The organism is Amycolatopsis sp. NPDC003861 (assembly GCF_053605405.1).
In genome coordinates, this window is the sequence record NZ_JBSGJD010000244.1 from 1 (window position 1) to 14,634 (window position 14,634).

Annotated in this window: 8 protein-coding genes; 3 read left to right on the forward strand and 5 right to left on the reverse strand. The window is 73.3% G+C overall.

The window, feature by feature from the left end; all coding sequences use genetic code 11:
• A partial coding sequence (locus ACWEVN_RS39040; RefSeq protein ID WP_452054628.1) for an FAD-dependent oxidoreductase occupies positions 1 to 1,078 on the reverse strand: 1,078 nt, incomplete at its 3' end.
• On the reverse strand, positions 1,075 to 1,518 hold the full coding sequence (locus tag ACWEVN_RS39045) for a nitroreductase family deazaflavin-dependent oxidoreductase (protein WP_452054629.1): 444 nt from the start codon (positions 1,516 to 1,518) through the stop codon (positions 1,075 to 1,077). The genes ACWEVN_RS39045 and ACWEVN_RS39040, both read right to left, overlap by 4 nt.
• Before the next feature lie 53 nt (positions 1,519 to 1,571).
• Here ACWEVN_RS39045 and ACWEVN_RS39050 point away from each other — a divergent pair, with 53 nt between their 5' ends.
• The 3 genes from ACWEVN_RS39050 to ACWEVN_RS39060 all read left to right on the forward strand — a co-directional run bounded on the left by ACWEVN_RS39050 (position 1,572) and on the right by ACWEVN_RS39060 (position 7,496).
• Positions 1,572 to 2,018, forward strand: coding sequence for a MarR family winged helix-turn-helix transcriptional regulator (locus ACWEVN_RS39050; RefSeq protein WP_452054630.1), 447 nt, complete (start codon positions 1,572 to 1,574; stop codon positions 2,016 to 2,018).
• A gap of 136 nt (positions 2,019 to 2,154) precedes the next feature.
• Positions 2,155 to 5,913 (forward strand): hypothetical protein, encoded by a 3,759-nt coding sequence (locus ACWEVN_RS39055; RefSeq protein ID WP_452054631.1) that lies wholly within the window; start codon positions 2,155 to 2,157, stop codon positions 5,911 to 5,913.
• Between the two features lie 86 nt (positions 5,914 to 5,999).
• A complete protein-coding gene (locus tag ACWEVN_RS39060) occupies positions 6,000 to 7,496 on the forward strand; it encodes a cryptochrome/photolyase family protein (RefSeq protein ID WP_452054632.1) in 1,497 nt (498 codons plus the stop codon).
• On the opposite strand, the gene ACWEVN_RS39065 is transcribed toward ACWEVN_RS39060, so the two are convergent.
• The 3 genes from ACWEVN_RS39065 to ACWEVN_RS39075 all read right to left on the reverse strand — a co-directional run.
• On the reverse strand, positions 7,426 to 8,955 hold the full coding sequence (locus ACWEVN_RS39065; protein WP_452054633.1) for an MFS transporter: 1,530 nt from the start codon (positions 8,953 to 8,955) through the stop codon (positions 7,426 to 7,428). The genes ACWEVN_RS39060 and ACWEVN_RS39065 overlap by 71 nt on opposite strands.
• Positions 8,946 to 13,217 (reverse strand): beta-ketoacyl synthase N-terminal-like domain-containing protein, encoded by a 4,272-nt coding sequence (locus ACWEVN_RS39070; RefSeq protein WP_452054634.1) that lies wholly within the window; start codon positions 13,215 to 13,217, stop codon positions 8,946 to 8,948. Before ACWEVN_RS39070 ends, ACWEVN_RS39065 begins: the two co-directional genes overlap by 10 nt.
• A partial coding sequence (locus ACWEVN_RS39075) for a fatty acyl-AMP ligase (RefSeq protein ID WP_452054635.1) occupies positions 13,214 to 14,634 on the reverse strand: 1,421 nt, incomplete at its 5' end. The genes ACWEVN_RS39070 and ACWEVN_RS39075, both read right to left, overlap by 4 nt.

Consider the following 14,634-nt stretch of genomic DNA (forward strand, 5'->3'; position numbering starts at 1 on the left):
CGGCGCCGCGCCCGCGGGCCCGCGCGGCGGCCGCCCGCCGCTCGACCCGCACCTGGTCGGCCTGCACCCGCTCGATCGCGCGGATCCGGTCGGCCTGGACCCCGGCGAGGTCCGCGGGGGTGACACCGCCGCGCCGGAAGGCGGGGACCAGCCGGTTCGCCGCGGCGACGGCGTCCTGGACCGCCATCAGGATGCCGTTGCCGCCGACCGGCGAGATGACGTGCGCGGCGTCGCCGAGGAGCAGCAGGCCCGGCCGGGACCAGTGGTCCACCCGCGAGATGTCCACCGACAGCAGCGTCGTCTGGGAGAAGTCCGCAAGCAGGTGAGCGCGGTCGGCCAGCCACGGCACGCGCTCGCGCACGAACGCCCGGATCGGCTCGACCCCGCGTTCGCGCAACGCCGGGTACGAGCCCTTTTCGATGCTGTAGCCGACCTGCCAGTCGCGGACGCCGCCGAGGACGCCGACGTAGGCTTCGCGCCCGAAGTACAGGTCGAGGTCCGCGTCCGGCGGGTCGCCGGGGGAGCGGGGCAGCCGGAACCAGAGCAGGTCGGTGGTCGCGCCGAGCGACCGGGCTTCGAGCCCGGCCAGCCGCCGCACGGTGGAAAATCGGCCGTCGGCGCCGACGACGACGGACGCGGCGAGCTCGCCGCCGCGGTGGCGGACGCCGGTCACCACGCCGTCGTCCTCGAGCAGCCCGGTGACCTTGGCGCCGGTCCGCAACGTGAAGGACGGCAGCGCGCTCGCCCGTTCGGCGAGGAAGTCGAGGAACCGGACCTGGGGCATCAGGGCGATGTAGCCGAACGGTGTTCGGAGGCGGTCGTAGTCGGCGGCGCGGTAGACGCCGTCCGGGGTGTGGAAGCGGAACGAGCGCGCCTTGAAGTGGTCGAGCTCCAGCAGGTCGCCGGCCAGGCCGAGGCGGTCGAGCAGTTCGAGGGTGTAGGGGTGCAGCGAGTCGCCGCGGAAGTCGCGGTCGAAGTCCGACCGCGATTCGAGCACGGTGACCTCGATCCCGGCCCGGGCCAGCAGGTAGCCGAGCAGCAGCCCGCCGGGCCCGCCGCCGGCGATCGCCACGCTCATGCCGTGTCCACTGTGGAGAGACGGAACACCGCCATGGCGGGCAGGTGCTCCAGGATCTGCGCTCGAGTCGCGTCCTGGGAAACCGGGAACGCCCGGATCGCCCACGGCACCGACATCGCAGCCAGGTAGGCGGCGACGACCGCGGCTGCTTCCTCGCCGCCGGTCTCGTCGGCCCGCCGGTCTTCGCGCCGGCCGTGGGACAGCAGCGCGCACACCGGCGTGGCCAGGAGGTTCTCCACCCAGTCGCGGTCGCGGACGGGGGAGACGAGGTACTGCCCGCCGTCGTGCGCGACCACCGCGAGCGGGACGCGCCTCGGCTCGCCGGTGCGGCGGCCGCGCGTCTCGACGACGCGCAGCGCGTACCCGCCGTCCGGTGGGGCCTCGGCGGGGGCGTCGATCAGCTTCGCGGTCATTTCGGCGTTCATCGCTCGGACATCCACGGTTCCACGGTAGCAAAACTCGCTAGATTGTCTAGCTAACTTAGAATGACCAGGTGGAAGACATCCCCGTCGCGCTCCGGGTGAACCTCGCGCTGCGCGAGCTCCTGGCGCTCGCCCACGACGTGCAGATCGCCCTGGCCCGGCGGCTCGGCCTCGGCGCGACCGACGTGCAGGCGTTGCAGCACCTCGCCGCCGGCACGCCGATGGGCACGGTCGACCTCGCGCACGCGCTGAAGATCCGGTCCGCATCGGCGACCGTGCTGGTCGACCGGCTCGAAGCGGCCGGCCACGTCCGTCGCGGCCCGCACCCGCGCGACGGACGGCGGGTCACCCTCGTCGTCAGCGAGGCGGCCCGCGCCGAAGTCCGGGCCGCACTGGCCCCGCTCGTCGACGCCATCACCCGGTTGACGGACGGCTTGCCACCCGGGCAGGCGGAGGTGGTGGCGCAGTTCCTCGGCGACACCACGGAGATCCTCCGTGCTTACGCTGCGGAGTCCTGAGCACCTTCTTCGGATTCGGCCATTCGGGCGCACCTCGGCGCGTGGGAAGCCGTCCGAGGCGACGGTGCGGGCAGGATGTGCGGGTCGGCCGGTTCGCCGGCCCGGACGTGCGTCATCGCCAGGGTGAGGAGGCACCTTGACCGAAGAGCATCCAAGACAGGTCCTCGCGGCCCGTCTCGAGCGGCTGCTGGCGGCCTCCGACCTGACGCAGAAACAGGCGGCGCAGCGGGTCATGCAGCGCCGGGGCACCGGTGACTCGTGGAACGTCACGCAGCAGCGGATCACCGACTGGATCTCGGGCAGGAGCGTTCCGCACCGGCCGCAGCCGCTGATCGTGCTGGTGCGTCTGCTGCAAGAGCGGATATCGGCCCTTCGTGCGCGTACCCGAGCCGATGGCGTGGCCCTGGACGGGATCGAGCCGGAGCTGCTCGAGGATGCGCCGGCCTGGCTGCGCCTCTGGGAAGCCGCTCGGGCGGCTCCGCCCCTCGGTCCGGACCGTCAGCACCCGGATCGTGCGGAGCCGGCCCGGGCGTCGCCCGGCAACCGATCCGCAGAGTCGGGATATCTGGACCGGGTCAGGGAGATCGCGCCGCAGCCGCTGCGTGGCCGGGAGGACGTGCTCGACGAGCTGACCGAGTTCTGCACCGGGGACGCCGAAAGCCATCCCTACTTGTGGCTGCAGGCGCCGAAGTGGGCGGGCAAGACGGCGCTGATGTCGTGGTTCGTGCTGCACCCGCCACCCGGGGTCCGGATCATCTGCTTCTTCATCACCGCACGCCTGCCCGGCCAGGACCACCGCGGCGCGTTCGTCGATGTCGTCATCGACCAGCTGTGCGATCTGCTCGAGCTCCCGCGGCCGCCGTACGCGACCGAATCGACGCGGGAAATCGGCCTTGCCGCGATGATCCGGCAAGCGGCCGAACGGTGTGAGGCGGCCGGAGAGCGGTTGCTCCTGGTGGTGGACGGCCTGGACGAGGACCGGGGCTTCCGCGTCGGATCCCGGGCCCACAGCATCGCCGCGTTGCTTCCTGCCCGCCTGACGCAAACCATGCGGGTGATCGTCGCCGGCCGGCCGAACCCGCCGCTGCCGTCGGACGTGGCGAGCACGCACCCGCTTCGCGACCCGTTGTACGTGCGTGAGCTCGCGCCGTCCGAGCACGCTCACGTCATCCGCGACGACATGCTGCACGAGCTCCACGAGCTGCTCCACGGTGACTCGTTCGGCCGAGACATGCTGGGGCTGATCACGGTGGCCGGTGGGCTGGAGGCGGACGATATCGCCGAGCTGACGGCGCAGCCCCTGGTCGACGTCCGCCGCCGGTTGCGCACGGTGGTGGGGCGGACGTTCGACATCCGCCGGAGCAGCTGGCAGCCGGAGGACGGCCCACGGGCGTACTTGCTCGGTCACGAAGATCTCCGGGAAACGGCCTGTGAGGAATTCGGCCAAGCCGGACTTGCGGTTTACCGGAAGCGGATTTCGGTCTGGGCCGACGGTTACCGCCGAAACGGCTGGCCGGAAGACACGCCGGAGTACCTCCTCATCGGGTACCACCGGCTGTTGCTGGCGGAAGTGGACGTGCCGCTGCTGGTCGAGTACGTCACGGACGCGGCGAGGACCGACCGGATGTTCGCCAGATCCCACGGTGACGCGACGGCCTTGGCGCAGTTGAGGGCGACCAAACAGGTTCTTCTGGATGCAGCTGAGGCCGACGTCGGTGGACTCTTGCGGATCTCGCTGCACATGCAGCGGCTTGCCGGTCGAAGCGGGTCCATCCCCGCGCGCCTCCCTGCCGTGTGGGCGCTGCTGGGGGACTACAGCCGGGCGGAGGCGCTCGTCGGCGCCGTGGGACACAGTGAGTGGAGCAGGCGGGAGGCGATCGGAACTGTCGCGCTGGCGGAAGCGCAGAGAGGTGCCGTCGACCGGGCTTTGGACCTTTGCCGGTCGGTCGCCGTGGGCGAGGTGTCTTGGGAGCAGGTGCGGAAGCTGTTCAACGGCTGTATCGCGGCGGGCCGGCTCGATGCAGCGGAGGAGATCTTCGTGAGGTTTCGGGACCAGTTGTACGGAAAATATCTTCCCGATCTGGTTCGTGCACACATCGAACTCGGGTGTTCGGGTGAGGTGCCGCGACTGCTGTCGATGTCCAAAGACTTCTATGAGAGAAGCTTGACGGCGGAGGCGTACCACCGAGCAGTCGCGGCGGAACGGGCATCGATGGGAATCGCCCGTGCTCTGGATGGTGTTCGCTCGCTCGATGATCCCGAGCTTCATGCTCCTGTAGCGGCACACGTGGCGTTGAGGATGGCAATGGCCGGAGACGGCAAGGGATACCGCGCCGCCCGCGAATTCGTGGAACAAACCATCGATGCATTGGGTCCTGGCTACTATCGAGTTCCACTGTGGGTCGAACTGCTGCATGCTTGCGTTTATGCGGGCGACATCGAGTATGCGAAGCGTCTTATGCATAAGATTCATTCCGGTCGGAGCAGGTTCTTGAGCGGAGACTTGATCCATTTCTTGGCTGTCGTCGCGGTTGTCACGCCAGGCGATCTGCATACGGCTGCTGAAGAGTGGGTGCCGGAGAATCGTCTTTCGGACCATTTGCTCGCTGATGTTGCGAAGTTTCTCATCGCTGCCGGGCGACGTGCTGCGGTCAAGGCAGTTGCGGAACTCGTAGAGAGCGAGTTTTACCGGCTGGAAATCGCGGAGGCTGTCGCAGCGGCCGCCGTTGCCGACGATCCCGCAGCGGCGGACGAACTTGTGGCGTCACAGGCAGGCCACCAGTCCTACCGATCCGAGAGATTGATCGCCAAGATCGCCGCCACCGTCGCCGAAGCCGGCGAGTTCGATCGGGCACTCGGTCTGGCCGACGGGCTGAGTTCCACCGACCACACTGCCGTCCTGGTGGAGACGGCGGCCGTGATGGCGGACGTCGATCCGGTTCGCGCGCGAGCGTTGCTCGAGCAGGCGGAGTCGCTGGCGCGAGCGGCGGCGGCCCCCATGCCGTACACCCGGGCTCAGTTGGTAATCGAGACGGTGTCGGCCTTGGCCTCCCGGGGTGCGGAGGAGGCGGCCCGGTCGCTGGCGGAAACGATCGACAACGCCTACCTGAAGAACGAGGCCTTGCGGCGGCTCGCCGTCGGCCTCGCCGAATGGGGGATGCTGGATGCCGCGGAGGCGGCGGCCCGCGAGACCGTGAATCCCTACCATCGTGCGGTCGCGTTCGCCGAAATCGCGGAAATCACCGCCGTAGCGGGCTCCGCTGACCGGGCACGCGAACTGGCCGACTCGATCCCCGATGCCTACCAGCGTGTTCGCGCCCTGGCTCGGCTGGCGGAGGTGGCCGCGGGGGAGCCCGAGCGGTTCGACGACCTCGTCGGTGCGGCCCTCGTGCTCGCTCAGACCGTGCCCAGCGTCGTCGCGAAAGAGCAGCTTCTCGCGCTTCTAACCGGGGCTCTCGCCAGGGCCTGCCGGGGGGCCGAGGCCACCGAACTGGCCAGAAGCATCACGAACGCCGACCTGCGTGGCGAAGCCGACCGGCGAACCGTGCAGGGGGGCGCGCGACCTCGCCGTCGGCCGAAGACCCTCGTTCCGCTGGCGGAGCTGGTGGGCGATTCGGTCGTCGACGCGTTCCCCGAGCCGGACGCCGTGGCGGCCGCGCTCGAACGCGTCGGTCGGCTCGAACCCGGTCTCGCCAGGGATAGGGCCCTTTCGGTGATCGCCGAGCACGCCGACCTCGAAACGGCGAAAAGCCTGGCTCGGGAGGCTCTGGCCGAAGAGTCGATCTGGATTCCGCCTCACGTGCTGAGGCCGGTCGCTCGCATCTGTCCGGCCGATCTAGAGGACGCCGTGCGGGAAATCGTCGCGCTGGACGGGCCGTTGGAATCGATCGTCTAAGCGCGGCCATCGACGTTCTGTCCCTCCTGGGTGATGCCCCACCCGTCACGCTGCGGAGCCGCCGGAAGCGGGTTAGCGTTCCGCGCATGCGAGATGAGCCCGCGCTGTGGCTGTTCGCCGACCAGCTCGGGCCTCACTTCCACAGCACACCCGAGCACCGCGATCGAGACGTGCTGCTGATCCGGTCGGCCGCCGCCTTCGCTGCGAAACCGTTCCACCGGCAGAAACTGCACCTGGTCCAGGCGGCGCTGTACCGGCTCGCCGCCGACCTCGGCGACCGCGTCACCCTGATCGACGCGCCCGACTACCGCACCGGCCTGCGGCGCTTCGGGCGGCCGGTCGTGGTGCACGAGCCGACGTCGCACGCGGCCGATGCCTTCGTCCGGCGGCTGCGCGACGAAGGCGTCGTCACGGAGATCGTGTCCACGCCCGGCTTCGTGCTGTCCAAAGAGGACTTCGCCGCGTGGGCGGCCGGGCGGACGCGGTTCGTCATGGAGGACTTCTACCGCGACCAGCGCCGGAAGTTCGGCGTGCTGCTCGAAGCCGACGGCGAACCCGAAGGCGGGCACTGGAACTACGACCACGACAACCGGCAGCCGCCGCCGAAGACCACCCGGCTCGGCGTCCCGGCGCCGTGGCACCCGCGCGAAAACGAGCTCGACGACCGGGTCCGCGCCGAACTCGACGCGGCCGAGCGCGCCGGGAAGATCCGCCCGGTCGGTGTGGACGGGCCGCGGCAGTTCGCCGTCGGGCACGACGAAGCGAACCGGGCGCTGCGCCGGTTCCTCGACCACCGGCTGTCCTCGTTCGGGCCGCACCAGGACGCGATGCTGACCCACGACTGGGCGATGGCGCACGCCCTGCTGTCGGTGCCGCTGAACCTCGGGCTGCTCGACCCGCGCGACGTCGTCCGGCGGGCCGAAGACCGGTACCGGGCGGGGGAGGCGCCGCTGAGCAGCGTCGAAGGGTTCGTCCGGCAGGTGCTCGGCTGGCGCGAATGGGTGTGGCACCTCTACTGGCACCAAGGGCCGGACTACCTGCGCCGCAACGCCCTGCAGGCCCGCCGCGCCCTGCCGGAGTGGTGGCGCTCGCTCGACGCCGACGCGGTCGAAGCGGCGTGCCTGCGCACCGCGCTGGCCGGGGTCCGCGACCGCGGCTACGCCCACCACATCGAACGCCTCATGGTCCTCGGCAACCACGGGCTCCAGCGCGGCTACGACCCGGCCGCGCTGACCCGCTGGTTCGCGACGGCCTTCGTCGACGGCTTCCCCTGGGTGATGCCGGCGAACGTGATCGGCATGAGCCAGTACGCCGATGGCGGGCTCGTCGCGACCAAGCCGTATGCCGCCGGCGGCGCCTACATCAACCGGATGAGCGACCACTGCGGCGGCTGCGTCTTCGACCCGAAGAAGCGGACCGGGCCGGACGCGTGCCCGTTCACCGCGGGGTACTGGGCGTTCCTGGACCGGAACGCCGAGCGGCTGCGCGGCAACCACCGGATGCGCCGGCCCCTCAGCGGGCTCGAACGGCTCGCCGATCGCTCCGAGGTCGTCGCCCACGAGGCCGAGCGCGAGCACTTCTGATCGTATAACGACCTATACCCCTCGCGACGATCGAAAAAATCGTCGCGAGGGCGAACAAACCACACGCAACGAGCGCGGCGGCCTGCACACTCTCGGTGCAGGCCGCCCGGGCAGCCGCGAGGAGCTCGGCCGCCTGCGCAAGGCCGTGCGACGCCGTTTGTGCTTGGGCCGGTCCGGCGGAGGCCAGGCGTTTCACGGACTCGGGCACGCCGGGCGGCAGCACCAGGTGCGTCGCGTAGACGGCGGCCGCCAGGGAGCCGAACGCCGTCGTGCCCAGGCCCGCACCCAGCTCGTAGCCCGTTTTCTCGACCGCCGCCGCGCCTCCGGCCCGGTCTGGCGGCGCGGCGGACAGCAGCGTGTCCGTGCTCGACGTCAGTGCGAGGGCCATGCCCAAGCCCGAGCCGGCGAGCGCGCCGCTGAGCCACCACGGCGACGGCAGGCCGCCCGCCGCCGGGATGCCGAGGGAGGCGGCCGCCAGGGCGAAGCCCGCCGTGCGGACTTGGGTGTTGCCGTACCGCTCCAGCAGGGCCGGAGCCACCACGCTGCCGGCCGCCGACGCGCCGAGGACGAGCAGCAGCCGCGCCGCCGCGGCCGTCGGGGAGAGGCCGAGCACCACCTGGAGGTACTGGGCGAGCAGGAGGCCCAGTCCGACGAGGGTGCTCATCACCAGCAGCACCCCGCCGGCCGCGCCGGGGACGCCCGGCCGCCGGAACAGGCCCAGGTCCAGCAGGGGAGTGGCCGCCCGCCGCTGGCGGCGCACGAAGAGCACGAGGAGGACGCACCCGGCCGCCCCCGCGACGAAGCCGCCCCCCGACGGCCCGACGGCGAAGGCGATGCCGAGCACGCCACCGGCCGCGAGCACCGCGCTGAGCGCGTCCCACGGCTCGCGCCCGGGCGGGCTGCGCGGCAGCCACCGCAGCGCCGCCACCACGGCGGCCAGGATGACCGGCGGGTTGACCAGGAACGTCGCCCGCCAGCCCCACGCCTCGACGAGCAGCCCGCCGAGGACCGGCCCGAACACTGAACCGGTCCCGGCGATGCCGCTGCACACCGCGATCGCCGTGCGCCGCCGCCGTCGGTCCGGGAACAGTTCCCGCAGCAGCGACATCGTCACCGGCATGATCAGCGCGCCGCCGACGCCGAGCGCGGCGCGGGCGGCGAGCAGGGCGGGGACGCCGGGGGCGAGGGCGCAGCCGAGCGACGCCAGCCCGAACACCGCATAGCCGGTGACGAGCACGCGCCGCCGTCCGAAGCGGTCGCCGAGCGTGCCGGACGGCAGGAGCAGCGGGGCCGCGGTGAGCGGGTAGATCGCCACGATCCACACCTGGGCGGCCGCGCCGGGCCGCAGCTGCCGGACGAGGTCGGGCAGCGCGACGTGCAGCACGGTCGCGTCCACCGCGACCAGGAAGAGGCCGGCGCCGAGCACGGCCAGCAGCGGCCCGGTCCGGGTCACGGCCACAGCTCGTCCGCCAGGTGCCGAGCGACGACGTCGACGTGCGGTGGGTCGACGATCGAGAGGTGGTGTGCCGGGACGGGGACGATCTCGAGCCGCGGGCACAGCCCGCCCCACCCGGCGTCGGGGTCGGTGCGGGAGTAGCGCGGTTCCATCGCGAGCCCGGCGGCGTACGGTTCGGTGGCCCGGTACAGCACCACGCGGCCGGCGTAGGGCGGCGGTGTCCCGCGTTCGGCGGCGAGGGTGTCCAAAAAGGACTGTCGCTGGTGGCGGAGGACGCCGGGGCTCAGCAACCCGGCTTCGGCCACCCGCTGCATGGTGAGTTCGATCTGCTCTTCTTCGGGGAGGTGCGCGAGTTCGTCGTGGCCGAGCCGGACGGTCCGGCCGTAGGTGCCTTCGACGTAGCCGGTGAAGCGCAGGAACCGCCGGGCCGACGACGCGCGCGGGTCGAGGTCCGGTTCGGGCAGCGGCAGCATGGTGTCGATGAGGGCGACGAGCTCGACCGGTTCGCCCTCGTCGGCGAGCCGGGCGGCGAGGCCGTAGGCGAGGGCGCCGCCGAAGGACCAGCCGGCGAGGCGGTAGGGCCCGTGGGGGAGGCGGGCCCGGACGAGTGGGAGGAGCCGGTCGACGCGGTCTTCGATGCTGGTGCCGGGCACGCGTTCGAAGCCGAGGCAGGGGATCCCGGCGGGGAGGCGGTCCAGCAGCGGGCGGTAGACGGTGCAGGTGCTGCCGCCGGGGTGGAACAGCAGGAGAGGGGCGGTGCCGGCGTCGCCGGGCTTGAGCAGGTGCACGTCTTCGCGCGTGTCGAGCAGGGCCCGCGCGACGTCGGCGACGGCGGCGAGCGAGTCGTGCCGGAGGAGCTCCGTGGCGTCGACGGGGGTGTCGAGTTCGGTGGCGAGGCTGCCGGCGAGCAGCCGTGCGAGGCGGTGCGGGTCGGCGGTTCCGGTGAGGCGGACGTGCGGGCCGGCGTCGGTGCCGGTGTGCTGCCGCCACAGCCGCAGGACGAGCCGATCGGCGGCGTCCCAGGCCCGGCCGCGGGCCGGAGGTTCGTCGCCCCGGGGGACGAGGTCCCGGTTGAGGTCGGCGAGGGTGGCCCCGCGCAGCACGGCGGCGGCATCGGGTTCGGTGCCGAGTTCCCGGCGGACGGCTTCGCGGATCCGGTTCGCCATGAGCGAGTCGAGCCCGAGGTCGACGAGCGGCACGTCGGGGTCGAGGCGGTCCGGGGCGAGCCCCATGACGGCCGCGACGATCCGGGTGAGCCGATCACCGTCGGGTTCGGGTTCGGCCGGTGGCTGAGCGGCGGGTCGGGTGTCGCCGGGCGTTGCCGCGGGTCCCGCGGCGGTGCTGCCCGGCGGGTGAGCGGGTCGGCCGTTGCCGGGCGTTGCTGCGGGCCGGGGCGCCTCGTCCGCGTCGGTGTACCAGTGCCGCTCGTGGCGCCAGGGCATCGGTGGCACGTCTGTGAGGCGGGCGTCGTCGTCCGGGGTGGTCAGGGTGATGCGGGTGCCCGCGCAGTAGAGCGTTGCCGCCGCGGCCGCGAATGCCCGGATCTCGTCCTGGCCGCGGCGCAGGGTGCCGGTCACCACCGCGTCGGCGATTCCGGCCGCCTCGAGTGTCCTGGCCAGCGAGCCGCGCAGGATCGGGTGGGGGGAGACCTCGACGAATACGCGGTGCCCGTCCGCGGCCGCCGCGGCGGCCGCCTGCCGGAAGCGGACCGGGCGGCGCAGGTGCGCGGCCCAGTAGCCGGCGTCGAAGTCCGGGAGCTCGCGCGGGTCCGTCAGTACCGTGTCGTACCAGGGCACCAACGGCCGCCGTCCGCCCAGTTCGGCGAGGGCGTCGCGCAGGGCGCCGAGGACGGGCTCGACCCCCGCCGAATGCCCGGCGACCCCGACCGGCAGCCGCCGCGCGCTCCGTCCGGCGGCCTCGAGGTCGGCGACGAGCCGGTCGAGCAGCACCGCGTCCCCGGCGACCGTCAGCTGCCCCGGAGCGGAATCGACGGCGAGTTCGACGCCGGGGTGCGCGGCGAGCTCGCCGGGTGTCAGTTCGACCGCGGCCATCGCACCGCCGGTGCCGATCGTGCCCAGCAGGCGGGCGCGGGTGGCGACCAGGTGGACGGCCTCGTCGGCGGTCAGCACCCCACCCACGACGGCGGCCGCGGCGGACCCGAGCGAGTGCCCGAGGACGGCGGCGGGCCGCACCCCGAGCGCCTCCCACCGCGCGGCCAGCGCGACCTGCGTCCCGAAGATCGCCAGCTGCGTCTCGGCGAGGGACCCGGGAGCGGCGCCGGCGAGCAGCGACCGGAGTGATCGCCCGGCGTGTTCGGTGAAGGGATCGCCGAGCTTGTCGACCTGGGCGGCGAAGACGGGTTCGGTGGCCAGCAGCCGGCGGCCCATCCCGGCCCACTGCGACCCGTGCCCGGAGAAGACGAAGACAGGCCCCTCCCCGCCGACGGCGGAACCGGCGAAGGCCCCGGCGGGCAGCGGATCGGCCCCGTCCCCGACGGCCCGCAGCAACGCGGCGAGCTCCCCGTGATCGGCGGCGACGAAGGCGGCCCGGTACGGGCCGGAGTCGTCGCGCCGGAAGAGGGTGTGGGTGACGTCGGCGAGGGAACTCCGCCGCCCGGCGGGGGAGTCCAGCCAGCCGGCGAGCTGGGCGGCCCGCTCGGCGAGCCGGTCGCGCGTCCGGGCCGACAGCAGCCCGATCCGGACACCGCCGGTGCCGCGCCGGGCCGCAGCACCACCGTGCGGCAGCCTGCTCTCGCAAGCCGGTTCCGGTGCGGCCGCTTCCTCCAGCACCACGTGCGCGTTCGTCCCGCCGAACCCGAACGCCGACACCCCCGCCGTCGCGCGGCCGGCGTGACGGGGCCACGGCGTCGGCTTCGTGACCACCTTCAACCCCAGTGCGCCGAACGCGATGTGCGGGTTCGGCGCACCGAAGTGCAGCTGTGGCGGCAACACCCCGTGCGTCATCGCCAGGACCACCTTGATCAGCCCGGCGATGCCCGCCGCCGCCTCGGTGTGGGCGATGTTCGTCTTCACCGAGCCGATCAGCAGCGGTGCCTCCTCCGCGCGGCCCGTGCCCAGCACCGCTCCCAGCGCACTCGCCTCGATCGGGTCGCCCAGCAGCGTGCCCGTTCCGTGCGCCTCCACGTAGTCCACAGTGGACGGCTCGACGCCGCGGTAAGCGTCCCGCAGCATCGCCTGCTGGGCCAGCGGGTTGGGTGCGGCCAGGCCGTGGGACCGGCCGTCGGAGTTGACCGCCGAGGCGCGGATCACCGCGAGCACGCGGTCGCCGTCGCATTCGGCGTCGGCCAGGCGCTTGAGCACCACGACGCCGCAGCCCTCCGATCGCGCGATGCCGTCCGCCGCCGCCGAGAACGTCTTGCAGCGGCCGTCCTCCGCGAGCAGGCCCGCCGCCGCGAAGGCCGCCGTCGGGCCCGGGAGCAGCATGAGGTTGACCCCCGCCGCCAGCGCCAGGTCCGCGTCGCCGTCGCGCAGGGCGCGCACCGCGTGGTGCACCGCGACCAGCGACGACGAGCACGCCGTGTCCACCGCCATGCTCGGCCCGCGCAGGTCGTAGACGTACGACAGCCGGTTGGCCGCGATGCTGCCCGCCGCGCCCGTGGCCGTCCACAGGTCCGGTGCGCCGCCGGTCATCGTGAGGTGGCCGTAGTCGTGGGTCGAAATCCCGGTGAACACGCCGGTCCGGCTGCCGCGCAGCGACGCCGGCGCGAGGCCGGCGTGCTCCAGCGCCGCCCACGTGACCTCCAGGAGCATGCGCTGCTGCGGGTCCATCGTCGCCGCTTCGCGGGGGGTGATGCCGAAGTGCTCGGCGTCGAACCCGGCGACGTCGTCGAGGAACCCGCCGAGCACCGGCGCGGCCTCGGCGCTCCAGCGGCCCGGCGGCGCGGTGCGGACGGCGTCCCGTCCGCTGCTCAGCAGGTCCCAGAACGCCTCGGGCCCGTCCGCGCCGGGGAACCGGCAGCCCAGGCCGATGACGGCGACCGGGTCGGTCCGGCGGCGGTCGGTGCTCGGCCGGGCCTCGGGCTCGGCCTCACCGGTGAGGCTGCGGACGAGGTGGTCGATGGTCGGGCTTTCCCACAGCAGCGTCGCCGGCAGCCGGCGGCCGAGCCGGTCTTCGAGGTCGGCAGCGATGCCGACGGCCTGGCGGGAGGACAGGCCGTAGTCGCCGAGCGGCCGGTCGGGCTCGGCCGGGACGCCGGTGTGCTCGGCGACGGTGTCCAGGAGCCAGCGGCGGAGGGTGTCGCTCATCGCGCCAGTGCCTTCCCGTAGTCGCCGGCGAGGTAGCGGTCGCGGCAGGCGGCGCGGGCGATCTTGCCGCTGGACGTGCGCGGGACCCGCCCGGGCGGCACGAGCAGCACGTCCCTCAGCGCGAGGCCGTGCGCGTCGGAGATCAGCCGCCGGATCGCGGCGGCCAGCGCGCGTTCGGCGGGTTCGGCCAGGTCCGCGTGGCCGCGGTGTTCGGCGACCACGACGACGGCCTCGGTGTCGGGGCCCGCCACGGCGAAGGCGGCGACGCTGCCCGGGCGGATCCCGGGGTCGGCCGACGCGGCGGTCGCTTCGACGTCCTGGGGGTAGTGGTTGCGTCCGTCGACGATGATCAGGTCCTTGATCCGGCCGGCGATGTAGAGCTCGCCGTCGTGGCGGACGCCGAGGTCGCCGGTCCGCAGCCAGGGCCCCTCGGGCAGGCCGCCGGCCAGCCGGGCGCCGAAGGTCTCGGTGCTCTCCAGGGGTTTCTGCCAGTACCCGGCGCCGACGTTCGGCCCGTGCACCCAGATTTCGCCGACCGAGCCGTCCGGCAGCACGACGGCGTTGTCCGGGTCGACGAGGGCGACGAGCTGCCCGGCCGGGGTGCCGCAGGCGACGAGCCGGACGCCGTCCGCGGCCGGCCGCGCGGCGCCCGTGGCGAGGGCGTCGCGGTCGAACGTGGTGACGCGCGGGGCCGCGGCGGGGCCGGTGGTGACGAACACGGTGGCCTCGGCCAGGCCGTACGCCGGGCGGGTCATCTCCGGCCGGTACCCGGCGGCCGCGAAGGCGGTGTGGAACCGGTCGACGACGTCCGGGTTGATCGGTTCGGCGCCGTTGACGATCGCGGTGACCCGGCCGAGCCGCAGCCGCGCGCGGTCGGCGTCGCGGATCCGGCTCGCGCAGTAGTGGAAGGCGAAGTTCGGGGCCGCGCTCCAGCTGCCCGCGTGGTCGCCGAGCAGTTCCAGCCAGCGGACCGGCCGCTCGATGAAGGCCAGCGGGTCCATCAGCACCGAGCGCAGGCCGAGCGCGAGTGGCGTGATCAGGCCGAGGACGAGCCCCATGTCGTGGAACAGCGGCAGCCACGAGACCGTGGTCGCCGCGGCCGGGTCGAGGCCGAGACCGCGCACGGCCTGGGTGACGTTGGCGAGCACGTTCGCGTGGGTCAGCACCACGCCGGCCGGGCTGCGGGTCGAACCGGACGTGTACTGCAGGTAGGCGACGTCGTCCGGGGCCGCGGCCGGCGCCGGTCGGGTCCGCGCCGGTTCCGGCCGGTCGATCGCGACGACGGTGACGTCCTGGCCGACGAACGCTTCGACACCCGCGCGGGCGGTCGCGGTGGTCACGACGGCGGACGGCGCGCAGTCGGCGAGGACCGCGGCGAGCCGGCCCGCGTGGCCCGGCAGGCCCGGGTCGAACAGCG

Bases quoted from the DNA above. Each gene is read 5' to 3' on its own strand.
- ACWEVN_RS39060 (WP_452054632.1), top strand. From the start codon at position 6,000: ATGCGAGATGAGCCCGCGCTGTGGCTGTTCGCCGACCAGCTCGGGCCT.
- ACWEVN_RS39070 (WP_452054634.1), bottom strand. From the start codon at position 13,217: ATGAGCGACACCCTCCGCCGCTGGCTCCTGGACACCGTCGCCGAGCAC.